The organism is Mucilaginibacter aureus (genome assembly GCF_053514885.1).
In genome coordinates this window covers 3737847-3764392 of sequence record NZ_CP170601.1, presented here as the reverse complement: position 1 = coordinate 3764392, position 26546 = coordinate 3737847, and the positions used below count along the sequence as shown (strand labels likewise).

The following is a 26546-nucleotide window of genomic DNA, read 5'->3' as shown; positions in this document are numbered from 1 at the left end:
TTGTTAATTAGTTATATTTCAAAAAAAGCTGCAGATATAGCCTAAAAACGAATATTTTCCACCGGCCTCCAGGTTTTATCAGGGCTCTTTTTACACTTATTACTGTTAGGTGTTAGCACGGCTTTTTGTTACAAATGCCGTGCTATTGATGTTATTTTTTACTGAAAGCTGTTTCTAAAACTACCAACCTGCGATCGCCGGTATAGGTTACGTTTACATCTGTCCGGTTAACGGGCGTTTCAACGGTGGCTCGCTCCCCGGCTTTTATAATTTGCGTAACCTCGGCTAAGTCATTTACCTTTATTTTGATCGCTAAGGGTTCATCGCCCGGATTCCAAACAACGGATGACATGTTGTTTTGCCCTTCGGGGATGCGGCACCAGAACTTGCCCTCGCCAAGCGGGGTCGATCCTAATTTAGGCTGCCCGCCAAAAGTTTGTACATAAGGCCCCCACGGACGGCGGCCATTAGCTACGTACTGCGTACCTGGCCGGGTATTAAAGCCTCCGCGGGCTCCACCTGCAAATTGATAACCCTCTTTGGTTACCACAATGCCTTTTTTAGCTGCAGCACCCACTAAACGCGGAGTACCATTAACCAGGAAACCGCTATACAGATCTACAACTATGCCTTTTTCTGTTTCGTACTCACCCCACGTAATTGGCGCGGTTATGAGCTGATAAACATTGTGCCCCACCGGATTAGCGCCATAACTAATCATATTCAGCAAAAGCCTGTCGGCTACAGGGTCAATATCTGCACGGTTAGCGAGGTCAAGGCCGGTAATTATCATACTGCCCAAACCCATGTACTGTTCGGCAACGGCAATGCCCTGCAGGCCAGAACTATAATCAGCCAATATCGATGTAGCGCCAACCCCGTTCCTGTCATCCAGCATAAAGCCATCTGTTACCGGGTAAATGGCAGGCATTCCCTTTTTGGCTTCGTTCCAGTCGGTATAATCCGACCATACCCTCAGGTCGCTCCGCCTGATACCGGAAAAAATGGGATGTTCTATGCGCTCGACATTTACATAATAGCCATTACGCGGCGCAATGCTCGATACCGGATATACCGGATGATCAATATCAACCGTAGTATTGGTTAGCTTATAATCAAGCAGAGTGTTAACATTTGGCCGATGTATGCTATCCTGGCGCAGGCAGATAACACGTCCTCCTTTTTTAATAAAATCCCTGATTACCGAAGCATGAACATTAATATCCCTATCGGCCGAGTTTTCGCCAATGATCAGCAGATTATTTGCGGGTATGGCATTTAGCGATGAAGCGCTTTTATAGGCAATATTAAGCTTGTTAAAGGCGTTTCTGGTTTTGCCTTCGCTGTCATAAAGCAGTACAGATGATTTGGCAACCGGAACATCTTTAACATACCGTTTATCGGCAATAAAGAGGTTAAAGGTGTTTTGCGAAACTTGCTTACCATTGGCATATACCTTGCCTACAAGCACATAATCGCCGGATACAAGGCCATCAGGAATTTTAATATCCAATGTTTTTTGGGCACTGCCATAGTAAGGGATATCCGCATAAGTCAAGCTGTCGCTCACTACAGCGGTTTTAGTTTTATCCAGTATCTGGTAGTGCATGGTTACTTTTTTCAGGTCGTTAAAGTCATTATCATCATTGATAATGTGTGCAACTGGTTTAATAGTTGAACCTGTGTAAACATGTGATGTCCAGCACTCCCAGCTTAATAATATGGGTTGGTATGATATTTTTGCCTGCTCTGTAACCGGCTTAGGGTGCATATCTCCAAATTTTTCTATCGTGTCCCAGTTATAAAATAAAATGGTAAAAGGGAATACGCCGCTCAGGTCGGGATTAATTACCCGTAATTGCCTGAAACTTTCTGTAGCCTGTTTAAATGTGAAACTTTGATGAATATCTGCCAGTTGCGCCTGCAGGTCCTCGCGCTCGTGCCCGGTCCAGGCTAGTTGCGAACTTGGGTTTTTATGTGCAGGCGTTTGGTTGTAGCGCCCGTCGGGCCCGGTATAGTTACCCACACACTCGGTAAAGGTTATTGGCTGCCCGCTTTTTGGAAAAGGGATAATTTTGGCATTATCGCGAATATTTAAGAACGTAAAGGGCGAACTGTAATACCAGCCCCAATAGCGATGGATATCACAAATATCTCCTGTTTTACCGTAGCCATAACCGGCATTGGCAATATAAACACGGGTTTCATCCCATTTTTTCAGTTTCTCAAAATTATAACTTAAAAAAGCCTCCCACTCTTGTGCGCGTTTACCAACAAACGGGGTTTCATTGGTCATGGCATAAACCATCAGGCTTGGGTGGTGCGCAATAGGGCCTAGTTTATCATTTTCATACCATGACACGCCTTTGTTATAGTCTTTCGGGAAACCGCCGTCTCCCTCATCTCCTACCTGTTCGGCAGCTTCAACTTTTGCGCCCTGGGCCACTTTACCGGCGTAATTACCGCCAAAAACCATCATACCCAATTCGTCACATACGTCATACCATTCTTCGGCATCGGGTATGCGGATAATGTTTACGTTAATGCTTTTCATAAAACGTACATATTCCATCGCAAACTCGCGACTCCGTTCCAGCTTGGCCGGTATGCCACGGTCGGGCGGATTAATGGCAATGCCGCGTAAAAAGATAGGTTTCCCGTTAAGGTACAAATTGCCGCCCCGGCGTTCCATTAAACGAAAACCGGCACGCTCCTTTAACTCGCCATTCAATTTACCCGATGCATATTGCTGTAAGGTCACTTCGTACAGATAGGGATTGTTGGGTGTCCACAAAACCGGTTTTAGCTTATCCACTGTAAAGGCCAGCTGATCTTTACTTTCGTTGATGGCTTTGGCGGGTGTTACGTCCCCCTGCCATAATACGTTTCCGTCGGAGTTTGATTTAATGGTGAGCTTAAACGTATTACCAGGTGCAGTACGGAAACCCACATCAACCACTACGCGGATATAGTCCATTCCCGTAAAGGGTGTAATGTGCATGGCATTTTTATCCTGCGCAAGCAATCGGTTTAGCCCGGCAATGAATAATAAACTAAAAATAAGTACTCTTTTCATGTTGGTTTGGTTATAATTGGCTTTGTATTGGTTATTTTAAAACACTTTCAATGGTGTCGCCGGTTTTATCCGGACTAATAAAGTTGATACCCAGCAGTGCTGCTATAGTTTTGGCGTATTGATTTTGATAAAGCTGTAGGTTTTTTGTTTCACCCAATGGCTTTATACCGGGGCCGAGAACAGCGAACCATATCTGGTCAGATCCCGGGGTTTTATTGTTATGATGATCCCAGTGGTCCTGCTCATCATCGCCGCGGCCATGGTCGTTAGCGATGAACAGATAAGTTTGATCTTTATAAAAAGGATCGCTTTGGATATAGTTCCAGATATCCGCGAGCATCTTATCATTGTTATATGCCGATGTTAAATATTCGGGGTATAAGCCCTTGTGAGCATAAGCGTCAGTTTCAATAAAACTAATCTGTAATACCTTGGCGTGATTTTGTTTCAGATAATCTTTTGCCAGCATGTAAGTTACCACATCAGGCCGCTCGTGGTTTCCAAAAGTTTGCGGCAGCAAAAACTGTGCTTCACTGATGGTTTTTTGCCTTTCGGACGGATTTTTACCTGTGTATGCTGTATACCCTGCATTAACCGGGAAACCGCAGCGCTCTTTATTTAATATCCTGTCAAAAGCCTGCCACGATGTAAATGCAGCAACCATGCCCTGATAGCCAGGCTGCTTATTGATATACTCCTGTACGGTAATGTTAGGGTTAGGGCCATAATCGTTTGAGTTGATACGCGGATCAAAATGCCCGGTAAATATTTCGTTGTAGCCCGGGTACGAAAACCAAAAGCTATTGGTAACGTTAACCTTACTGCCTACATAACGATTACCATAAAGCTGGCCTTGTTGTGCGATAGTATTCCATAAAAACGGCATCAGCTTAGCCCGGCGTGCGGCAGCGTTACCATCCCAGAATTTAGCTCTTACTGCTACCGAATCTTTGTTCTTTTTAGTACCTGTAAATAGCTTGCCAGAGTCGGCGCCTGTAAAAACTTCTTTCCACCGCAAACCATCAAAAGTAATGATGATGATCTTTTTTTGACCGGCAGTTGATTGGGTATACGCCATACCCGGAATAAAAAACAACAACAATATGATGCTTAACCTTTTCATTGCTATTACAATATGAGGTTAAAAACCACTAATAAAATTACAATTAACAGGGCGCCTATAACCAGCAGCTTTCGCCCCTTATTTGGTGGAACACTCTTCAATGCAGATCTCATTCTTTATAGATATATGGCCATAAAAGTAAAGGCGGGAGTTGTTAAAATCACAGGGTATTTCAGGCTTTTATACCTGTATAATGCTGCAAAAACAAGGTTCAGGTGGTTTTTTTGGTTATTTATCGCCCGTGTGCTGCATATACTCTTTGGGGGTATAGCCGAACTGCTCTTTAAAACATTTGCGAAAGTAATCTACATCTACAAATCCAACCATGTACGATACTTCGCTCACGTTAAACTTGTTCTGTTCCAGTAATTGTGCGGCACGTTTAATGCGTACACCACGGATAAATTCGATAGCGGTTTGGTTAGTGAGGGCTTTTATTTTTCGATAAAGTGTAACGCGACTCATGCCTATCTCTTTGCCCAGTTCTTCAACAGTGAGGTTGGGTTCGGCTATGTTATCTTCGATAAACTTCATCACCTTGGTGAGAAACTTTTCATCGGGTGAGGTAATGGCTACATTTTTAGGCTGCAGGGTTATTTCCTGTCGGTAACGGTCGCGCAGTTTTTTACGCGATTGTACCAGGTTACTTACCCTGGCCTCTAATACATTTACACTAAACGGTTTGGTGATATAATCGTCGGCGCCTGTTTCCAAACCTTCTATTTTAAAGATAAGCGGCGTACGCGCAGATAGCAGAATGATCGGGATGTGGCTTGTACGGATATCAGATTTTACTTTATTGCACAGTTCGATACCATTCATATTGGGCATCATCACATCACTGATAATGATATCCGGAATGATCTCGGCAGCCAACTGCCACCCCTTTTGCCCGTCCCCGGCCTTATATACATTGTAACTCGCTGCAAAAGTTGAGGCCACAAAATTCAATACTTCGGGATTATCTTCAACAACGAGCATGATTGGCTTGTCGGTATTGTCGGTAGTTACTTCAGCAGTATGGATCAGTGGCTCTTCGAGGTTAATGCCCAACGTGTACTGCGTAATATTTTCGCTATCCTTAAATTCCGGAATAATTTCTTCGGAATTGAGATGCGCACTGCCCATAGGTAATTTTACAGTAAAGCAGGTATAGCTATTTTGGTTACCGGCAGCTACCCTGCTCTCAACCAGCAGCTCGCCATGATGCAGTTCTGCCAGCCCCTTTGAAAAAGCCAGCCCGATACCTGTGCCGTGTGCATTATATTGCGAGGGCCCGGAGTGGTTAAATAAGTCAAATATTTTTTCAAGATTTTCACTCGGGATACCCGGTCCGCTGTCTTCTACATAAATCAAAACATTGGTATCGTCGGATTTAATGCTCAATGTTATTTTGCCGCCTTCGGGTGTAAATTTCAATGCATTTGAGAGCAGGTTATATAATATTTTTTCCAGCTTATCGCGATCAAAATACAGACGGACACTGTTTTGTCCGCTGTTAAAGTTGAACGAGATATTTTTAGCCTGTGCATAAGTTTCAAAAGCAATAAATATCTCATTTACAAACCTGACGATGTCGCCTTCGGCAGCCTCAAGACGCATATTACCCGATTCGAATTTTCGAAAATCCAATAATTGATTGATCAGCCTGATGAGGCGCTCTCCGTTACGCTGCATCAGCATCAGCTGATTTTGTATCTTGTTGTTGCCCTCGTTCATGCTTACCATTTTTTCGAGCGGCGCCAGTATCAGGGTTAGCGGCGTTTTAATTTCGTGCGAGATGTTGGTGAAGAAGGTTAGCTTGCGCTGTGATAATTCCTGGTCTTTTTCGTGGTTTAACTGCTCAAATAAAAGTTCGGTTTTTAAACGTTCGGTTTTAAAAGAGTAATAGTAAAAAAAGTAAAGCAGCCCGCCGATAGAAGACGCATAGATCAGAAATGCCCACCAGGTTTTCCACCACGGCGGCAATACGATGAGTTTAATGGATTTGGCATTGTTGTTCCAGATACCATCGTTATTGGCTGCTTTTACCTTAAAGTAATAAGTACCGGCATTTAAGTTGGTATAAGTTGCCATGCGTTGATTGCCAACGTAATGCCAGTCGTCATCGCCTCTAAAACCTTCCATCCGGTAAGCATACTGGTTTTTACCCGGGCTGATAAAGTTTAGAGCAGCGTATTTAAAACTAATAAAGCCCTGATCATGCGTAAGCGTAATTTCCTGGGTTTCATTTATCTGGGTTGTTAAGGGCGAGTCTTCCTCGGTTAATAACACCGGTTTATTCCGTATCAAAAAATCGGTAAATACCACCGGCGGCTTAAACCTGTTAACTTCTATTTTAGCAGCATCGAAATAGCTGATACCGCTGATTCCGCCAAATAACAGCTCGCCGTTTGCATCGGCAGCGGTTGAGTTTGATGAGAACTGGTTACTTTGCAAACCATCGGCAATGGTATAATTGCTGATGAGCAGATCGCTGTTTTTAAACGGAACGCTAAATTTTGCAAATCCGATCTTAAACAAACCCTTGTTTGTGCTCACCCATAAGTTGCCGGCTTTATCCTGGTTAATGGCATGCACCACGCCATTGGTTAAGCCCTGCTGATTGTTAATGGCATAAAATTTATTGGCTCTGCGATCAAAGTAGGATAGTCCTCCCCCTTCGGTGCCCAACCAAAGCCTTTGCTCCCGATCAATAAATAAGGTTAGTATCGAGTTGTAATTTAAACTGGACTTATCAGCATCGTTATGTTTATACTGCGTGAACTTTTTAGTCCGCGTATCAAAATAGTTTAGCCCCTGCAGTGTCCCTATCCAATAACCGTAGGCGTTTTCGTCTTTCAAAATAGCCGATATCGAATTGCTGCTGATACTGCTGATATCTTTATTATTGTGGGTATAACCGGTTACCTTACCGTTTTTATCCATAAACTGTAAACCGGCGCCATTTGTACCTATCCAAACGCCATCGCTGGTGGCCGATAAGGCGTAGATCTGGTTTTCGACAGGATTTGGATAGTTGTTAAGCGAACGGTAAATGGTTAATGCATGTGTTTGCGTATTGAAGTACCCCAGCCCATCGTAAGCACCTATCCAAAGGTTGCCTTTGTCATCCTTAGCCAGCGATTTTACGTTATTACTTTTAAGCTGCTGCGATTCATTTAAGATCGAGAACGCTTTATACCGGTTATTTTTGCGATCCACATAATTTAGTCCGCCGCCCTCGGTACCAACCCAAAATGTACCGTTACCATTGCTCAATATAGCACTTACTACACGGTGGCTAAGGCCGGGGCTCGCCCCTATCTGCTCTGATATCTGGATAAAATTATTGCTGCCCGCATAAAACACATTTACACCGCCGGCAAAAGTACCCAGCCACACATTGGCCGAGCGGTCTTGCATAATGTACCGCACCGAGTTATGGCTCAGCGCATCCGGATTGTATTTATCATACTGATAGTTGCTGAATTTGCCATCCTTTAAAACACTTAAGCCATCCCGCGTACCTATCCAAACCTCGCTGCCGTTAACAATACAAATATCGCGAACGATATCGCTCAATAAACTATTGGCATTTCCGGTTTGCTGACGGTAATTAACGCAGGTTTGCCTTTTGGGGTCATAGTTAAACACACCTGCTATTTCTGTTCCTATCCAGTATGTTCCTTTTTTATCCTGTTTTACCGAACGGATACCGCTGGTTTTTAATAAGGCATTATTGCCCAGCACCGCCGGAATGGATATATATTGGCGCCTGTTAGTGTCAAACAGCTTGAGGCTTTTATTGGTGCCTACCCAAAGTATACCATCGTTGCCTGCAAATATGGTTTGTACTTTTTGCGATTGTATATCAGTCTCGTCGCCGCTTTGGTATTTGATAAACAACTTGCGGGCGGCATCATAAACCTTTAAACCATCGTAAGTTGATACCCAGATGTTTCCCTTTTTATCCTGCAGGATGTCGGTTATATAGTCGTTAGTTTCGGCTGATTGCTTTGAAAAAGTGTAAGTATGGGTAAAAGTGTTGCTCTTGCGATCATAAAAGTTAATACCATCGGCCGTTCCTATCCACAGGTTGCCATCTTTGTCCTCCATTAAGGCATTTATCTGGTTGCTGGTCAGGCTATTCTTATCGTCAATATCGTGCTTATAGGTCGTAAACTCATAACCATCATACTTGTTGAGCCCGTCGGTTGTTCCTATCCAGATATAGCCTTCATGATCCTGCAATATGGAATAAACTGTGTTTTGCGAGAGGCCGTCGTTAATAGTCAGATGTTTAAATATGGCCTTTGTGGATTGTGCGAAAGTTTGCGAAACCATCGCACAAACGCACAGCATAATATAGGCCATACGGCATATCGGGCTCTGTAACAAGCCTTCCTTTGGGGAGCAGGAAAGTAGTTTCAATGCTATCGGTTTATTATCGAAAATGGAGACTAAGGTAACAATATTATAAATTGATTAACAACCACCCAACTATTAATTAAAAAAATAGCGTCTGTATAAACCTTTCAAAACGCCCGCTACTTAGCCAAAGCTTTGTACCGCATCATGGCTTCAACAAAATAGTAATCGCCATATGTTAAAGGCACATCAACTTCCGAGTTTTTTGGCAGGTGTCCAACACCGTGTTTTAACAAAAAGCCGCCATTTTCACCATAAGGTGCTTTATATTCGGACGAAGACAAGGTTTTGATGATCGTTTCAGCAGTTTCGAGATATTTTTTTGCGTTAACCGGATCCGTATAACCGGCCAGCTCAATAAACGCAGAAGCATATAATGCACCTGCTGAAGCATCACGGTAAGCATTCGGAATACCCGGCGCACTGTAATCCCAATAAGGTACTTTATCGGCAGGTAAATTAGGATTCGTCAGTATAAAATTAGCTATCTTATTGGCATGCGCCAGGTATTTCGGATCGTGTGTAAAGCGGTACATCATGGTATAACCATACAAACCCCAGCCCTGCCCGCGTGCCCAGGCCGATTCATCAGCATAGCCCTGAACGGTTTGTTTTTTTATTACAGCGCCGGTTTCGGGATTGTAAATTACCAGGTGGTACGAGCTGCCATCCGGGCGGAAATGATTCTTCATGGTAGTATTGGCGTGCGTGATACCGATTTTGGCAAAGCTCGAATCGCCGCTTGCCTGCGTGGCCCACATCAGCAACTCTAAATTCATCATGTTATCAATAATTACCCTGAACTGCCCTGGCTGCGATTTCCACGACATGGTGCAACCTACTGCCGGATTAAAACGGGTTGACAATGATTTAGCCGTATTTAACAAAATGGTTTTGTAAGCTTCATTTTTAGGATCATTCTTTAACGCCGTGCCGTAGCTGCAATACATCATAAAGCCCACATCGTGCGAACCGGTGTTAAACTGCTCTTTTTTCATGATGTCCAACTCGTGCAGATAATTCTTTTTCAACTCCTGATCTTTTGTTGCCTCGTATAAATATGCCATTACACCCGGGGGGAAACCGCTCGTCCAATACTCGGAGCTGGCGTTTACATATTTGCCGGCTTTGTTAAAACTGCGTGGTATGCTATCAGTTGGTACATGGGCATACAGGTATTTATACTGCTCATCAGCATCTTTCAGATCTTTGTCGATCAGTTTCAATATCTCAGGCTTAGCCTTCAGGTTATTCTTTTTTTGCGCAAAGCAGTTTACGGCTGTTGTGCTTATCGCGATGGCAGCCAGTATTATAGTTTTATTCTTCATAATTCGGTGATAATATATCGTTATTAATCTTCGGCGTGATCGACTGATACGTCAATGCCTTTCCATATTTTTTTAGCTGTCCAGTCTTTATCCGGTCCCTGCCACAGCGGGTCGGTTTGCGGCAGGCCCAGTATTAAAAATGCTTCTGAGCACAGGTATAGGCTCCCGGTAGAAATATAACTTTCGCCAACACCGGGCTGATGTCCATAAATTCCTATTCGTAGCCAACCGTTTTTATCAAAGGTGTTTGGTGCTTCTATTTGCCGTTTGATCACGGTATAAAGCGCCGCCCTAACCTGTTGCGGTTTGATGCTTTTTTCGAGCGCATGCATCAGGGCTACTTTAGATAATAACTGGAATGCACCAAAACGATAAGCGAGCGACCGGCCTATCGGCGGGTAAGTACCTTCGGGCGAAATGAGGCGTTCCTGCACTTCGGCATAACGCTGGGCATGGCTTACCGCCAGCTCATAATTTTTTTGCTGTGTTTTATCTTCGGCAGCCCAGGCCTGGGTAACCTCTACCAGCATAGGTTGTATTACAAAGCTGTTGTAATAGTCAAAATGAAAATTAGGCCCGTCGCCGTAAGCGCCATCACCTTTATACCATAAAAATATAGAACGCACGGCATAATCTATCCGCATTTTATCACCCGAGTGATCAAATTTTTGTAATGCCGTTTCAATGGTTGCAGCAAACAACAGCCAGTTACTATACGATGGTAAAATTACCCGCGATGAACGCAGGGCGGCAATTACATTAGCCTGGCTTTTGGTGTCGAGCCTGTCCCAAAGCTGGTGTGGAGCCCGTAACAACGCCTGGGCTAAAAAGGCGGCGTCAACAACCGGTTGACGTCCGTCTTTAAAATTCATAAAGTCGGCACTATTAGGATCGGTCGCATTCTTTAATCCGGCAACAGCCAGATCAATGTATTTTTTACGCAGCTGGCCTTCTGGAGTTTGATCGGGGCCAAGCTCAAGCCAGGGCGCCATACCTGCCAGCAACCTGCCAAAAGCCTCCAGGTGTGTTGTCAGCTTGTTGTGATCAGGCACTTTAGCCTCAACAGGCATGGTTTTTCTCAACTCGTTTTTGCTTAGCGCAATGAGCACCGGGTCGGCAATACGGGTTAACGTTTGTATCATATATTGCCTTTCCATTACGGCATCGGCAGAGGTATCGGCAACAGCCGATGGGCGCGCATGTATTTGCTGCGATCCCATCAACAATAAAACTGTTGCGGTTGCTTTTAAAAAATTTTTCATAGGCATATATAAAAACCCTGAGCGGGCAGCTGATATTTTCATATGTTATTTATTCAAAATTGATTTGTTCGCATTATCGGCGAAAGCTGGTTTGTATAACTGGCTGGTAAAAATAATTATTGTTTAACGCCTCCCGCAAGCATATCATAGTTTGATACAATAAGCAGGTATATCTGAACTATTTGTGCTTATATAACAGTTTTACGAAATAAATATCATTACCCCGCATATCAAACTGCCTGCTAAATACACCGTCTTTCACAATTACGGTTGATGTTGATATTGGCTTGCCGGCTGACTCATTTTTTAACTGATCAACCTGCTGCGGCGATATGTACGACGGCCGCCCCCACCCGATATAGGTAGTATAAGGATCGTTAAATTGATACCCGGTTTTATAAACTTCAACGGTATATGTTCCGTTGGCTATGTGTGATAATTTTAGCCCGACAGGAGGCTTTGCAACGGGCGGCTGATCTTTGATAAAATAACCCTGGTTAAAATCTTTCCCGGTTTCGGGGAAAGTAAAATCCCAAAACAAAGCCTGTACATTATTACCTTGTTTACAGATGATCGAAGTAGCGTCGTTGTTTTTTAACTCAGCTGAACCCAATTCATTCAGGTATTTATATACATAGTAAGTTGGCTTTTTGATGTTTTGCAGGTTAACCAGGCCAAAGCCGCCATGAAATGGCGTTTGGGCCGGGCCGGCTTCTTCAAACACATCGGTAAACGTCCAGTACGACATGGAGTTGGCATAAGGCATTCCCTTTTTCAATACGTTAAGCACAAAAGCTGCATTTTGGTAGGTGTCGTGGATCGGGTCGCGCGATGAGGGCGAAGTGTTCCATTCGGTAAAGTGAAGCTCGGCATTCTTAAAGGCAGATGCGTTGACCTGCCCGCGAACTTTTTTAACATTTTTGGCAACGGTATCAGCATCAGGTTTGAGTTTTTGCTTTTTGGTGCCAAACTCATCCAGTACCGATTTGGTAGCGTAATCGTGCGTACTCACAAAATCAACCGGCAGCTTGTTGGTATCGCAATACGTTAAAAAATCGTCTATCCATTTAGTTGCCGATGTAGCAGGTCCACCCACGCGATAAGTTGCCGATACGCTTTTAACAGCTTTTGCCGTATGTGCATATAGTTCAAAATAATCAGCCTGGGTAGCATCAAAAAAGCCTTTCAGATCAGGTTCGTTCCAAACTTCAAAATACCATTTTTCTACCTCGGCCTTGCCGTAACGGTCTTGCAAATGGGCAACCAGCCTGCGTATCAGTTCGTCCCACAGATCATACGATTTTGGTTTGGTTACATTAGCTTTCCACCAAAATACGGTTTTGGTTCCGCTGGCCATATCAGCAGGCATAAAGCTTAACTCAACTATCGGCCGGATATGTACACTGAGCATATAATCGTATAATTCGTCAATATATTGCCAGTTATAAACAGGTTTACCTTCTTTATCTAAAGCATACACCCGCATATCATCGTGCAGTAGTCCATGAAAACGGATATATTTAAAATCAAGGTCTTTTTGCACCATGGCCAGTTGTTGCTGCCAGTCGGCACGCAAACCTTCGTTGGCACGTCCCGCACCAATGCACTCGTTAAATACATTGGAGCGTTTACCGTTTATTTGGTTCGCATCAATATTAATAACACGGGTTTGGGCATTGGCATGATAGCAAATACCTACATTTAAAAGCAAGGCATATAAATAGTATCTCATAAAAAATCCGTACAGGAATATAGAATTGGTTTTGACCGCAAGATAGAACTTTGCATACGCGCACAAACATGATAAATGAAACAGAAATACAGTGCGAATGAACCAGTATAGTGATCAAATCACTTCAAAACCGCAAATTCTAAAATCAACGACGCATTGTACCTGTAAATTTGATATAAATACCCTGAGTTAAACTGGCCCTATACCCTACTTTAGCATGACCAATTATAACTACCCATGCGATACCATTTTTATTTCCGCCCGGCGGTAATTCTCCTTTTGATCATCATCACCGTTAAGGCAAACGCTACTGTTAAATTACCCGGCATTTTTGGCGATAACATGGTGCTGCAGCAGCAAAGCGCCAACAAAATATGGGGCTGGGCAAAAGCAAACACCATAGTTACTGTTACTACCGGCTGGGATAAAAAAACCTATGCCGCTAAAGCTGATGCCGGCGGGAACTGGGCAACAAAAGTATCTACGCCTGTTGCAGGCGGCCCGTACCAAATCACTTTTAACGACGGCACTTTGCTGACCCTCAAAAATATCCTGATAGGCGAAGTTTGGTTTTGCTCCGGGCAAAGCAATATGGAAATGGCATTGCGTGGTAACTCCTCGCCTATTTTAAATGCCGCCGAGATCATCTTAAATGCCGATAACCCGCAATTGCGTCTATGCACTTTTAAAACGGCATCACCTATTGTTCCAACAAACGATGTTCGGGCCGAATGGAGCGAGTCTACATCCGAATCAGCTCGTAATTTTAGCGCTATTGCTTACCAGTTTGGTGCCATGCTGCAAAAAAAATTGCATGTGCCTGTAGGGTTGATCGTATCAAGCGTTGGCGGCACCATGATCGAAAGCTGGATGAGCAAAGAAAGTCTTACACCGTTTCCGGAAGTAAAAGTTCCACCAACCATTGTAGATACCGTAAAACAACCCTGGAAATTACCGACCACCTTATTTAACGGGATGATTGCACCTGCAATTGGTTTGAACATCAAAGGCATTATATGGTACCAGGGCGAAAGCAACCGCCAGGAACCTAAATTATACGGCAGGCTTTTCCCTGTTATGGTAGCCGATTGGCGTAAACGCTGGGGCTTAGGTGATATCCCGTTCTATTACGTGCAGATAGCGCCATTCGGCTCTCAGGATAAAACACGTAGCGGCCCCATGCTGCGCGAGGCACAATTCAACGGCATGGCTTTGATACCTAATAGCGGTATGGCATCAACTATGGATGTAGGGATGGAGAAATTTATCCATTATATGAATAAAACCCTGCCCGCACAACGCCTGGCTTACTGGGCACTGGGCAAAACTTACGGCATTAAAGGCATAGCTTGTGAGGCGCCAACCTATAAAACCATGGCCGTTACCGCCAATACAGTTACCGTAACTTTTAGCAACGCTCCCTATTTAACTACTTACGGAAAACCGTTAACGCTATTTGAGGTAGCCGGAGCCGACAAGAAGTTTTATCCTGCCAAAGCCAAAATGGTAAATAACCAGGTTATTTTGACTTGCGATCAGGTTGCAGCTCCCATAGCCGTAAGGTATGCCTTTAAAGAGTTTTGCGTTGCCGAACTATACAATAACGACGGCATTCCGGCATCGAGTTTCAGAACCGATGATTGGGATGAGGTAAGATAACCCCCGGTCCATTTTTCTTATAAGATGTCAGCGCACCGTGCTGCCGCAGCATAACGCCGCCGGCAGTACGGGGTTAGGATGGCAATATCAAAGAACCATTATCATTTTCGCAACAAAAACTCCGAAAAGGTGGGTATTTGTCGGTATTTTTTCAATAATTATCGGTACTGGATTATCAAATTTGCAATTTCTTCCGGCATCGTATTTCCCAATATAAGCATTTTTCGCTTAAAAAGCAAACCTGTATTGATGCCGGTTGTTGGCAACTCAATGATGCCTGCTTATAAACATATTACTCAACTATGTGTTATGCTTTGGCGAAACCAGCAGGAGCAACACAAGTTTAAACATGAGTAAAATATTCACCATAACCGAAGGATTGGAAAATATGGGTGCACTGCGCACCGGTGGGCAAGGTTCGGTATATAAGGGCCGCCGGATGGGCCCTGTTATTAGCGCGGTTAAGCTTTTACCTACTCCCATTTATACCGAGGACAAGGACGACAAAAACTTTAAGGCTTTTAAAAATGAGGTTGATAAGCTGAAAAAAGTAAACGAAGTGCCCAACCCCAATGTGGTAAAGATCCTTAATTCGGGCTTAACGGATAGCGGCTCATTTCCTTTCATCGAGATGGAGTTTATTGATGGCCCCGACCTGGAAGAACTGCTTAAACCGCCGCACGATAAACTGTTCACCGTTAAGGAAGCAATGAAACTTGCCGACCAGTTGGCAAACGCGCTTGCCCATTGCCATAAAGTGGGTGTAAAACATGGGGATATTAAAAGCAATAACGTAAAATACAATCTCCACTCGGGTAATTATGTGCTGCTCGATTTTGGTTTGGCCATTATGTCCGACGAGCAGCGCCGCACCAGTATGCGTCATGCCGGGGCCATCGAGTTTATGGCGCCCGAGCAAAACACAGGTGCCCTGCTTTTTGAAACGGATATTTACAGTTATGGTGTGATATTGTATGAGCTGCTGGCGGGCCAGGTACCGTTCCCGCTGCAGGATAATGGCGAAACATCACGTAATAACGTAATGGTGGCGCACATGGAAACGCCTGTGCCCAACCTGATGCAACTGCGCAAGGACAACATACCTGCAAATTGGCCCGCGGAGAAAAAAGCATTGGAAATGAGGGTGCCGCAATGGCTGCTTGATATCATTTCGAAATGCCTTGAAAAGGATCCCGAAAAGCGTTACGCAAACGGAATGGCGTTGCAACAGGCCATAATCGACGGAAGTGTTGAGGCTATAAAAGCCAGCGATGATATGCAGGCCAGTGAAGTGATCATTCAATCAGACGAAAGTGTTAAGGAGCCGGCAGTACTGCCTCAGCAGGCGTATAATGATGATACCGTGCATCTTTCAAAACCCTTGTTTATCGGGATGCTGTTATTGCTGCTGCTTAGTATGGCGGCAGCAGGATACTTATATTTTACCGGCAACCGAACTGCCGCCGGTGTTGTAAAAACGGAGGATAGTACATCGGTACCTAAAACGGATACCACAACTACTACCGCGCCCCGGCAAAGTTTCAGGCAGCGCCAAAAGGCTGCCGACTCAGTTACGCAGCAAGCCATAAAAGATGAGATGCGCCGGCAGCGCCAAAAGGCCGAAGGTGAACAAGCCGATAGTACAGAAACTGATACATCGGGCACGGTAAAACCACCCGATGAGTAATTTTTACGGGCTCGCGCTCATCGGCAAAACATATCTTATCATCCGGTGTTGATTGTAATAAATTAAGCCCGGTTAAACTTAAACATGGACTCACAAACATCTATTTGGCAACGCATAGGCATACAGGATTGGTTTTTAACATCCGAAAATACGTCAACAATAAACAGTCAGCGGGTTTTAACCCCCGATGATGTTTTTAATTATATTGTAGCAAAGTTCAGCGATTCAATACGCGAGCTTTCCTTTGCCGATCGTATTGTATTTTACCACGAATACATTATCTGTTTTAACCCCGAAGATTATACCTCGTTTATGAACAATAAACAGGGAATATTTGGTCTGATAGTTAACGAATGCATTAAAAAGTTTTACGGGTTATTAAAGCAATACCGGTCGGCCGGTAAAATTGTGATACCATCCAGCTCAAAATGGGTATTTCGTTTGGTATCGCATCCCGATTATACCCGTGGCGATATCGGTTTTATCGGCAAGCTGATGCCTGATAACAATCAGAAAGAAGAAAACCTGAGGGTAACTTTTATACCCCGCCAAACAGGCATCGCGCAAACGTTTGATATTAGTCAGGATGTGTTAAAAGGCTTTAATTATTATAGCGAGGGCTATTATGAAGCTCCTTATGTTGAGGGCCTGGAACTGGATGAAGGAAACATACCCAATAAGTATGCTAAAAACCTGGCCCGCTTTGAAACCATCATTCCCGAAAAGCAATTTGCAGGTAAAAAGGTGGAGTTTATCATGACAGATGATGAGATCGTGGTATCGGGCAATGACGAAACACGCGAAGCAACAAATATTTTCCGCATCCCTACAGAGTGGGTGAACACACCACACCTCAATGTACGCTACAACCGGTCCGACGGTAAATTTTACCTGGCATCGTTTGGCGAACTCACCATTTTAAACGAAGAAGAAGTTGCCAAAAGCGATGTTAACTCGCCCGGGTGGGTGGAGCTGCCCGTAAACTCGAAGATTTTGCTGAACGGCATTGTAGGCGTAAACATTTTTAAATCATAACCGGCATGTCGCAAATATTATCGTTTGGATTACTTGCCCTTTGCGTGATATTACTGATAACTCATTTTATTGACATAAAAACCCCAGGTAAACCCAATGGCTGAAAACTTTTATGGCCTTACTGATACCGGCAAGCAAAGGCAGGATAATGAAGACGCTTTTATAGCACAGCTTGACGCAAACAGCCGTTATATTATTGCTTGCGTTATTGATGGTGTTGGCGGTTACTCTGGTGGCGAGGTGGCCGCGGCCCTGGCCCGCGAAACTATCCTGTGGCGCCTGTCGAAAATAGACGGGCAAATTATACCCCTGTTAACCGACGCCCTGCAAATAGCCAACGATAAGATTAGCCATGAAAAACTGGAGGCTAAAAAACACGACAGCATGGCCTGTGTGGCAACGCTCGCCCTGGTTGATTTAACTGCCAACCAATTTTACTACGCCCATGTTGGCGATACCCGGTTATATTTGCTTCGTGATGAAACGCTGGTTAAAATTTCACACGACCAGTCGTTTGTAGGTTTTTTGGAAGACTCGGGCCGCCTTACCGAAATGGAAGCCATGAAGCATCCCAAACGTAACGAAATTGACAAGGCTCTTGGATTTAAAAACACCGACATCCAAAACGGCGATTATCTTGAAACCGGCCAATCGCCATTTTTGCCGGGTGATACCTTACTGCTGTGCAGCGATGGCCTTACCGATATGGTTGATAAAGAGGCCATATGCAACATCCTCACAACCAAATCATCATTAAAAACAAAATGCACCAGCCTGGTAAATGCCGCAAACCAAAACGGCGGCAAGGATAACATTACCGTTGTACTGGTTGAAAATAATAAACCAAAAAAAAAGCATGAGGCTACCATGCCTGCCGGTACCATACAGCAGCAGCCGGAACCACCGGCAGTAAGTGCCGCCCCCGATATCCGGGCCGATAGCTCTTACACCGTACCGGAGCGCCCGTCACCAACCAAAACAATTATTGGCTTTCTTATTCTGGTCGTACTTGGCCTCGCCGCGGTTTGTATATGGCAATATTTTAATTATCACAAACCTGTGCAGGTTGCAATTGCTGTCCCGGTAAAAAAAGCGCCCAACGCGCAGCAAATAAAACTGCAGCAGGCCATTAACAATTGCAAAGGTAACTACCTGCTGTTACCCGATACTGTTTTTAGATCGCCGGTATTGATCAGTGCGCCGATAACCATTAACCGTGACACCCTGCATATCAAGGCGATGGGCAATATCATACTGCAAAGTGATAGCGGGTACAACGGCCCGGCTTTCAATTTATCGGCAAATAACAAGCATATTGTTTTGGATAGCCTATCATTCAGGCAGTTTAATGTAGCTGTAGCGGGCTATAATAACAATGTTGAATTAAATAATGTACGTTTTTTTAATTGCAGGCAGCCACTGCAAAATACTTTTAGTTTTCCTGATGGTAAATATGTAAACGGCAGCACCTCGTTTGCCTTGTTCGTTACCGACTCACTCGCAAAAACCAAGTTGCCGTATGGAGCCCGATAAACCTTTACAGCCGGTGCGAAAAAAGGAGCGTATTTTTTTGCTGCTGATCACCGTGATCTTAGCATTGCTTTTTATCAGGCTATACACCATACAGCAAAACAGCTTTACCGATGTGGACCCAAGGCTACACGATGGCTCGATGGTAAATTTAAATGGTAAAAACCCGGCTAAAAATGTGGCTGCATTATTAACCAATGGCTATTATTTTGAGGATAAAAAAGATATTGACCTGATAGAGAATGTAATTGCTGGCAAAACAAAGGCCGGTGTTAAATTTGATAACATTGGCGACCTCAATAAAAGGCAATATTACGTTAATGCCGACGAAGCCTTTAACAACGGGGGCGCATCGTTTAAGCAGCGGGTAATTGATTCGCGGGCATTATTGGGTTATACCGGTGCCGACTCACTGCGGTTTGAGCAGGAACAAAAAGCCCCGCCTCCCTTGCCCCAAACAGCAGATATTGGTATGGGCGGCCCAACTGTAAGCGGCACTGTTTTCAACAAAAAAATACCTGTTGCGGGGGTATTGGTAAGATTACAACTGGTACTGCCGCAGGATAGCACCCTAAGCGACGAAGAAGTTTCCCAAACACAGGTACGCACACAAAACGCTCCCTCATTTCAAAAGGTTTTTGTTTTAGACTCCGGCAAACAGGCGCACCTCCAATCCTTAACGGCTTTTGCGCGTACGGATGCCAATGGCAACTATAGTTTTAAAAATTTGCCGCCGGGTAAAGCCTTCCAGGTTTTGCCGCTGCAGCCCAATTACCAGTTTGGCAAAACACAAGGTGTTGAGAGTTTGGATAAAAATGCAACTTTCAATTTTTATCAGGCACCGCATACATTAAAACTATTATCCACCCGCGATTTCAGTATCCTGAAAAAAGAAAAATCGTTTATCATCCGTACACCGGCCGAGTTTAATTTATGGTTTTGGATAATTGCGGGCAGTTTTATTTTTGGCTTTTGGTTGATACACTTGTTGCTATCACGACGCTTTACCCCGGCAGATCAATTGATTTTGCCACTGGTAATGCTGCTTACAGGAATATCATTCATTACTCTGCTTAGCCTGCAAGATCCCCTGCGCGACCGTTTCCTGGCAAAGGATTCGTTGGTTTACCTTGCTTTAGGTTTCGCGGCTATCATAATCCTGCTGTTTTGCAACCTGCGTCGCTTTACCGCCGACTCGGGCATGTACCGGATGTTGATATTTAAAAACAACTCCCGCGCCGCAAACGGCTGGCCATGGATAGTGGCGGCAATTGTGCTGCTGGTTTTAACCATCCGTTTTGGCACCGGTCCTGAGGGTAGTGGCGTAAAGGTCAACCTGTTCATTTTTCAACCAAGCGAAATTGTTAAATACCTCGCTATCCTCTTCCTTGCAGGCTTTTTCGCGGCTAACGAAAAGTTTTTAAGCGAATATGCCACCTGGCAAAAGCGCTGGTCGTTCTTTTCGTTCGCGCTTATAGCCATCGGGGCGGCGCTGATATTGTTTTTATTGCTTGGCGATCTTGGCCCGGCCATGGTAATTTGCTTTACCTTTATTATCCTGTTCTCGTTTTCGCGCGGCGACTTCATGTTCATGGCGCTTTCTATTGTTTTTTATGTACTGGTAACATGGATATTTAATAACGTATGGCTGTCGGCGCTGCTATCTGTTATGATGTTACTGGCAGCAAGGCTATTTAAAGGCGCGCGGTTAAGCGAATCGGCCATAATGGCCCTGGTTATTATAGCTGGCTTTTTAACGCTGGATAAGGTACCTAAACTGGACAAGCTTTTCCCCGGCCCGGTACACCGTTTGGTCGATCGTAAAGCCATTTGGCAGGATCCCTGGAACAATGAAGTTTATGGCGGCGACCAGGTAGCTAACGGCCTATGGGCCATGTCGGGCGGCGGGGTATCCGGCCAGGGCATCGGCGAAAGCTTCTCCAAAACCATACCCGAGGCACATACCGATATGATATTGCCATCAATTGGTGAGGCATTTGGCTGGGCAGGCATCGTCAGCATATTCTTACTCTTTTTATTGTACCTGCACCGCGCCATCCTCATCGGGCGGCAAACCGGTACACCATTTTTGTTTTATTTATGCGCGGGCATCGGGACCTGTACGTTTGTTCAGTTTTTGCTTATTGCAGGTGGTTCAACCGGGGCATTACCCTTATCGGGAGTTGCTTTGCCTTTTGAAAGCTACGGCGGCTCATCGTTAGTGGCTAACTTTTTTGCTGCCGGTTTTTTATTATCAGCATCAATAGTAAAGGGCACACCCCTGCAAATGGCATACATCACCAAACAGCAGGACAGAAACCTTGTACCGGCCCTGGTTGCGGCCTGTATCGGCCTGACGTTGTTAACGGTTAATGTATCGCGATACCTGTTTGATAACGAAAAGTGGATAGTTAAACCCGCCCTGGTTGCCGATAAAAGCGGCGCACGCATGTTTAGCTATAATCCCCGTATTGCCATCCTGATGAATAAGCTACAGGCAGGTACTATTTTTGACCGTGAAGGTCGCATTTTGGCAACCAGCAATCCCCAACTGATAAAAAAACAGGCCAGACTTTTGGCGGCCGGCGGCGCAGGGAACTATAACCTCGACTCAGTTATGCATAAGCGCCTAACCCGTTATTACCCTTATGATGCCCAGCTTTTCTTTTGGACGGGAGATGCCAATACCGGCGTTTTTAACGGCAGTCCCAACGGCTATTTTGCCGAATACGAGCACGCCGCCGAACTAAGAGGCTTTAAAATGCCCATATCAAACTACACGGTAAAGGCATCAAATTACCAGGAGAACCGTTTTTTGCCGCGCGGCATGCAGGAGATGACGGTAAGTAAAAAGGATTACAGTGCCATAGCGCCTTTACTGGTGGCCGGTATAAACAGCAATGCAGTAGCCGCTTTTAAAAATAAGAATCGTGATGTGCAATTGAGTGTGGATGCCGACCTGCAAAGCAGCATTCAGCGATCAATAGCTACAGATACCTCTTTGTATGATAACAGGGTTTCGGTGGTAGTGATGGAAGCCTCAACGGGTGACGTGTATGCATCTGCCGTATACCCCTTGCCGCCGGTACATAACTGGGACCAGCTAACGATGAGTATTCCCGATCAAAACCAGCTATCGCAATGGGTAACCACTACCGACCTGGGCTTTACCTACGCCACACAGCCGGGTTCTACGGCTAAGGTATTAACAGCTATGGCGGCGTTTAATAAGCTGGGCGCCGAAGCGGCAAACAAAAAGTTTATGGTATACAGCTGGGAACGTATCCGCACCAAAGGCATTGAACCCGATGAGACCGGGGTAATTACCATGGAGCGCGCCATCGCAAAATCAAACAACGTTTATTTTATCAAACTGGCTAACCAGGAGCATTTGCAGGAAGATATGGTTAATCTGTACATTAAAACCGGGATGTTTTTGCGTGGCGTAGGTGGGTATTACTACAACCGGCCATCAAATGTAAATAGTGAGCAGGAAGAAAAATGGCGGCAGTTGTGGCGCAAAACGGAGTTTGATACCCGGCCAAGGTACGATCCGAATAATATCCATAAAACGCGGGCCAAGGGTATTTCGGGTATGGCATGGGGTCAGGGTGAGTTGATAGCCACACCTGCGGCAGTAGCGCGGCTGGCATCAGGCGTGGCCAATAACGGTGTGCTGATGGCCGGCAGGTTCGCATTAAAAATTAACGATACTGTTGTAGCCCCACGGATATCGCAAAAGCTAACCGATCCCGCATATGCCGAATTGATCAAAAGCTACATGATAGAGCAAAGCCAGCCCAAGATACCCATTTTAGGCATGGCTGTAGCAGGTAAAACCGGCACGCCCGAAAGGATATGGAAAAAACAGGACATTAATGATGGCTGGTATGTATTTTTTGCACCGAAGGCAAACGGAAATGGCAATATGGTTGTTTGTATACGTATAGAATCGACAAAAGGATCGTCGGACGCGGTGCATTTGGCAGGGAAACACATCATACCACTTTTGCTGAAAAAGGGATATATCAAAAGCATCGCACCGGCACAACCCGCAGTACCTGTACAGGCAAAGCCTGAACCGGCACAACCGGCAACCGTTGTTGATACGAATACAACCAATTAAATAACTATTGAAAGAACCATGTTTGATATATTTAAAAAAAGCGATGATAAAAGTACCGGCGATGTAAAATCGGTAAGGGATACTTTGCTGCGCTTTATAAAAAAAGAACTTCAGAAAGCTGAAGGCGGCGAAGGTCGCAATATAAAAGGGATCCATCTGTTTATTTCGGCAGATAGCAGTAGCAAGCACGTTTATGAAGCGGCGGTATATGCCGATGATGAAAACAAGTTTAAAAACGAAGTACAAAAAATAGCGGATGACTACGCTTTGGACCTGCCCAAAACCTGGGCGATGGAAACAGAGTTTTGTACCGATATCCCGCCCGAAGCCATAGGAATAGAGGGACTTGACGCCGCACTGTTTATCCGCACTAAAGATAATACCATACAAAAATCGGCAACAGCGTACATCAGAGTATTGAATGGCGAGGCTGAGAAGAAGGAATATACCCTGACATCGGCAGATGGGAAGGTTAACATTGGGCGCGAAAAAAAGGTACAGGTGAGCGACGGCTTTTTCAGACTCAACCACATCGCTTTTCCAGGTGATAGCAGCAACGAAAGTAACAAGTACATCAGCCGGCAGCATGCACACATCGAGTGGAGCAATGATCATAACTCGTTTATGTTTTACGCAGATGAAGGCGGCGTGCCACCAACTAACAAGGTCAAGATACGATCGGCAAAGGATGAAACGCTCAACAAGCTTAACTCCACGCAAATAGGGCATAAACTTGATGAGGGCGACCAGGTTATTTTAGGCGAGTCGGCGGTAATTGAATTTAGCTATACACCCGAAGCAAAATGAGCAAGGTTTTTACCATAACAAACGGGCTGGAAAACATGGGTGCCATGCGCACAGGTGGGCAGGGATCTGTGTATAAGGGCCGGCGCATGGGGCCGGTTTTAAGTGCCGTAAAAATATTGCCTACACCCATTTACACCGAAGATGACAATGATAAGAATTTCATCAATTTTCAGAACGAAGTTGACAAGCTGAAAAAAGTGAACGAGGTCGCTAATCCTAATGTAGTTACAATTCTTAATTCGGGATTGACAGAGAGTGGCTCGTTCCCGTTTATCGAGATGGAATTTATTGAGGGGCCCGATCTGGGAGAACTGCTTAAAGCGCCCAACGACCCTGTATTTACCATTAAAGAAACCATTAAGCTGGCCGATCAATTGGCAAACGCGCTTGCTCATTGCCATAACCTGGGCATCAAACATGGCGATATTAAAAGCAATAATGTAAAGTACAATATCCATTCGGGCAATTATGTGCTGCTTGATTTTGGTTTGGCCGTTATGTCTGACGAGCAGCGGCGCACCAGTTTGCGGCATGCGGGTGCGGTAGAGTTTATGGCGCCTGAGCAAAATACGGGTACCGTGCTGTTTCAAACCGATGTGTATAGTTATGGTGTGATATTGTACGAGCTGCTGGCTGGTCGTGTGCCGTTTCCGCTGGATGATAATGGCGAAACATCGCGCCATACAGTGATGCTGGCACATATGGAAACTCCTGTTCCTGACCTGCTCAAACTGCGCCTACAAAACCTACCCGAAACATGGACGGCCGAAAAAAAAGATCTGGAAATGAGGGTGCCGCAATGGTTATTAAACATCATATCAAAATGCCTGGAGAAAGATCCGCAGCAGCGATACCCTGATGGCCTTGCTTTACAGGAAGAGCTAATAACCAAAAGCGTTGATGCAAACGCTTCTAAAGAGGATGTTGCCGGTATTTTAATTTTACAGGAAGAGAACGAGCAACTTAAGGCACAACTTTCAAAATATCAGCAAACTGAGGCGGATGATAAAAAATTGATAAAGCTAAACAAGCCGGTTTTTGCCGCACTAACACTATTATTATTTGCCGCACTGCTGTTTGGTTTCATTGCCATGTTCAATAAAAAGGCACCTGTGGTAATTACAGCCAAACAAAACTATATCCCGCCATCCATCGCGTTCCCCGCAAACAACAGCTTGATCAAAACCAGTTCAAAAACTGTAGCAGCTAACAAAACCGTAAAAGACAGCGTACTGATGCCCACCGCCGGCAACAAACTGTCGCAAACTAAAACGCCGTCAGCATCTAAAAAAAAGCATAAAAAACACAAATTTTTGGGGATATTTTAGCTTAAACATATCGTTCAAGCCAACATATTCACCAAATTCACGAGTTACCTGGTTGAATTTTAGCGTTTGTACTGGTGAAAGTTTCCATGGCGGGTCTTTCCTACTGATGAATTTAACCAGCACGTTAATTTACCCAGCTCAAAATCAGCACGCCGATCAGGCCGATAACAGAAACGAGCGTTTCCATCAGCGACCAGGATAAAAAAGTTTGCTTCATTGATAAGCCAAAGTACTCTTTGAACAGCCAGAAAGAAGTATCATTAACATGCGAACAGAACAGGCTACCCGCGCCTACGGCCAGCACCATAAGGTTTGGATCCGGTCCGTTAGGTCCCATTAGTGGATAAACGATGCCTGCGGCCGTTAGGCCCGCTACGGTAGCTGAGCCCAGGCTAAGTCGTAGTATAGCGGTAATAAGCCACGCTAAAAGCAAAGGGGGCAGGCTAAGTTGTTGCAAAATGGACGCCAGTTGAGTGCTTACTCCCGTTTCTACAAATATCTGTTTCAGGATACCGGCGCTTCCGATGATCAACAGGATCATCGCGATATCCTTAACCGCTTCGGAATAGATACCCATAACCGCAGTTATTGTTTTACCCATCCTCATACCCAAGGTATAGGTTGCGATAACGATAGTGAGGATCATGGCTATGGCAGGTTCACTAATAAAGCCGGCAATGTTTTTTATGACCGTATTATCGTTGAATATCCTAACTATCAAAGTGGCGCCACCAATGATCAGCACCGGCAGCAAAGCAGAAATGATACTGTTTCCTATCCCGGGCAATTCCTCTTCGGTTAGCTGATCAGCCTGCAAAATGATTGTCGGGCTTGATCTCATATTTTTTAACGTCTTCGCAAAAATGGGGCCTGCAATAACTATAGCGGGGATAGCGATAATAATACCGTAGACGAAGGTTTTAGCCAGGTCAGCATGGAATTGGGACACCAGCGCCATGGGCGAGGGATGCGGAGGCAAAAACCCGTGCATTACCGAAAGCGATGCCAGCATCGGTAACCCGACATAGACCAATGGCAACTTATAATTATAAGCTACTGAAAAGATAATGGGTATCAGCAGGACAAAGCCTACATTATAAAACAAGGGGATGCCTACAATAAAGCCGGTTAAAGACATGGCCCAGGTTACGTATTTATATCCAAACGTATTTTTTAATACGGTGGCTATCTTTTGCGCCGCACCGCTATAGGCCACCAGTTTACCCAACATGCCCCCCAACACAATAATGATCACTAACGAACCCAGCGTATCGCCCAGGCCCTTATTGACCGTCGGCGGGATGCGGCTCAGCGGCATGCCCAACAGCAAGGCCGCCATAACGGACACAAGCAAAAATGCCAGAAAAGTGTTCACCCTGGCCCATGCTATTAACAATACCAATGTAACAATGCACGCAATTAGGATAAGTATCGCCATAGTTT

The 26546-nt window shown here is 44.8% G+C and carries 14 protein-coding genes; 7 read left to right on the top strand and 7 right to left on the bottom strand.

The features are described from left to right. Positions 1-151: 151 nt before the first annotated feature. The 6 genes from ACFGVR_RS16055 to ACFGVR_RS16030 all read right to left on the bottom strand — a co-directional run bounded on the left by ACFGVR_RS16055 (position 152) and on the right by ACFGVR_RS16030 (position 12931). On the bottom strand, positions 152-3076 hold the full coding sequence (locus tag ACFGVR_RS16055) for a glycoside hydrolase family 2 TIM barrel-domain containing protein (RefSeq protein ID WP_448698331.1): 2925 nt from the start codon (positions 3074-3076) through the stop codon (positions 152-154). A gap of 31 nt (positions 3077-3107) precedes the next feature. After that, positions 3108-4199, bottom strand: a complete 1092-nt coding sequence (locus ACFGVR_RS16050) for a phosphoglyceromutase (protein WP_448698330.1) — start codon at positions 4197-4199, stop codon at positions 3108-3110. A gap of 228 nt (positions 4200-4427) precedes the next feature. After that, a complete protein-coding gene (locus ACFGVR_RS16045; RefSeq protein WP_448698329.1) occupies positions 4428-8612 on the bottom strand; it encodes a hybrid sensor histidine kinase/response regulator transcription factor in 4185 nt (1394 codons plus the stop codon). Between the two features lie 116 nt (positions 8613-8728). After that, positions 8729-9937, bottom strand: coding sequence for a glycoside hydrolase family 88 protein (locus ACFGVR_RS16040; RefSeq protein WP_448698328.1), 1209 nt, complete (start codon positions 9935-9937; stop codon positions 8729-8731). A 23-nt stretch (positions 9938-9960) separates the two neighbouring features. Further along, positions 9961-11199 (bottom strand): DUF2264 domain-containing protein, encoded by a 1239-nt coding sequence (locus ACFGVR_RS16035; protein WP_448698327.1) that lies wholly within the window; start codon positions 11197-11199, stop codon positions 9961-9963. A 178-nt stretch (positions 11200-11377) separates the two neighbouring features. Further along, on the bottom strand, positions 11378-12931 hold the full coding sequence (locus tag ACFGVR_RS16030) for a GH39 family glycosyl hydrolase (RefSeq protein ID WP_448698326.1): 1554 nt from the start codon (positions 12929-12931) through the stop codon (positions 11378-11380). A 237-nt stretch (positions 12932-13168) separates the two neighbouring features. Between ACFGVR_RS16030 and ACFGVR_RS16025 the strand changes: the two genes are divergently transcribed. The 7 genes from ACFGVR_RS16025 (at position 13169) to ACFGVR_RS15995 (ending at position 25103) form a co-directional block, all read left to right on the top strand. Beyond that, complete coding sequence (locus ACFGVR_RS16025) at positions 13169-14590, top strand: sialate O-acetylesterase (protein WP_448698325.1); 1422 nt, start codon at positions 13169-13171, stop codon at positions 14588-14590. A 349-nt stretch (positions 14591-14939) separates the two neighbouring features. Continuing rightward, a complete protein-coding gene (locus ACFGVR_RS16020) occupies positions 14940-16277 on the top strand; it encodes a serine/threonine protein kinase (RefSeq protein ID WP_448698324.1) in 1338 nt (445 codons plus the stop codon). 84 nt (positions 16278-16361) lie between these two features. Next, positions 16362-17312 (top strand): hypothetical protein, encoded by a 951-nt coding sequence (locus ACFGVR_RS16015; RefSeq protein ID WP_448698323.1) that lies wholly within the window; start codon positions 16362-16364, stop codon positions 17310-17312. Positions 17313-17408: 96 nt separating this feature from the next. After that, entirely contained in the window at positions 17409-18845 is a 1437-nt protein-coding gene (locus ACFGVR_RS16010) for a PP2C family protein-serine/threonine phosphatase (protein ID WP_448698322.1), read from the top strand. Continuing rightward, positions 18832-22968: an FtsW/RodA/SpoVE family cell cycle protein gene (locus ACFGVR_RS16005; RefSeq protein ID WP_448698321.1), complete on the top strand. Its 4137-nt coding sequence runs from the start codon at positions 18832-18834 to the stop codon at positions 22966-22968. The genes ACFGVR_RS16010 and ACFGVR_RS16005 overlap by 14 nt, the downstream gene beginning before the upstream one ends. An 18-nt stretch (positions 22969-22986) precedes the next feature. Continuing rightward, positions 22987-23775: an FHA domain-containing protein gene (locus ACFGVR_RS16000; RefSeq protein ID WP_448698320.1), complete on the top strand. Its 789-nt coding sequence runs from the start codon at positions 22987-22989 to the stop codon at positions 23773-23775. After that, positions 23772-25103: a serine/threonine protein kinase gene (locus ACFGVR_RS15995; RefSeq protein ID WP_448698319.1), complete on the top strand. Its 1332-nt coding sequence runs from the start codon at positions 23772-23774 to the stop codon at positions 25101-25103. The genes ACFGVR_RS16000 and ACFGVR_RS15995 overlap by 4 nt, the downstream gene beginning before the upstream one ends. 124 nt (positions 25104-25227) lie before the next feature. Here ACFGVR_RS15995 and ACFGVR_RS15990 read toward each other — a convergent pair whose 3' ends face one another. After that, a complete protein-coding gene (locus ACFGVR_RS15990; RefSeq protein WP_448698318.1) occupies positions 25228-26541 on the bottom strand; it encodes a gluconate:H+ symporter in 1314 nt (437 codons plus the stop codon). Between the last annotated feature and the right edge of the window lie 5 nt (positions 26542-26546).

Bases quoted from the DNA above. Each gene is read 5' to 3' on its own strand.
- ACFGVR_RS16055 (WP_448698331.1), bottom strand. From the start codon at position 3,076: ATGAAAAGAGTACTTATTTTTAGTTTATTATTCATTGCCGGGCTAAAC.
- ACFGVR_RS16050 (WP_448698330.1), bottom strand. From the start codon at position 4,199: ATGAAAAGGTTAAGCATCATATTGTTGTTGTTTTTTATTCCGGGTATG.
- ACFGVR_RS16040 (WP_448698328.1), bottom strand. From the start codon at position 9,937: ATGAAGAATAAAACTATAATACTGGCTGCCATCGCGATAAGCACAACA.
- ACFGVR_RS16035 (WP_448698327.1), bottom strand. From the start codon at position 11,199: ATGAAAAATTTTTTAAAAGCAACCGCAACAGTTTTATTGTTGATGGGA.
- ACFGVR_RS16030 (WP_448698326.1), bottom strand. From the start codon at position 12,931: ATGAGATACTATTTATATGCCTTGCTTTTAAATGTAGGTATTTGCTAT.
- ACFGVR_RS16025 (WP_448698325.1), top strand. From the start codon at position 13,169: ATGCGATACCATTTTTATTTCCGCCCGGCGGTAATTCTCCTTTTGATC.
- ACFGVR_RS16020 (WP_448698324.1), top strand. From the start codon at position 14,940: ATGAGTAAAATATTCACCATAACCGAAGGATTGGAAAATATGGGTGCA.
- ACFGVR_RS16015 (WP_448698323.1), top strand. From the start codon at position 16,362: ATGGACTCACAAACATCTATTTGGCAACGCATAGGCATACAGGATTGG.
- ACFGVR_RS16010 (WP_448698322.1), top strand. From the start codon at position 17,409: ATGGCTGAAAACTTTTATGGCCTTACTGATACCGGCAAGCAAAGGCAG.
- ACFGVR_RS16005 (WP_448698321.1), top strand. From the start codon at position 18,832: ATGGAGCCCGATAAACCTTTACAGCCGGTGCGAAAAAAGGAGCGTATT.
- ACFGVR_RS16000 (WP_448698320.1), top strand. From the start codon at position 22,987: ATGTTTGATATATTTAAAAAAAGCGATGATAAAAGTACCGGCGATGTA.
- ACFGVR_RS15995 (WP_448698319.1), top strand. From the start codon at position 23,772: ATGAGCAAGGTTTTTACCATAACAAACGGGCTGGAAAACATGGGTGCC.
- ACFGVR_RS15990 (WP_448698318.1), bottom strand. From the start codon at position 26,541: ATGGCGATACTTATCCTAATTGCGTGCATTGTTACATTGGTATTGTTA.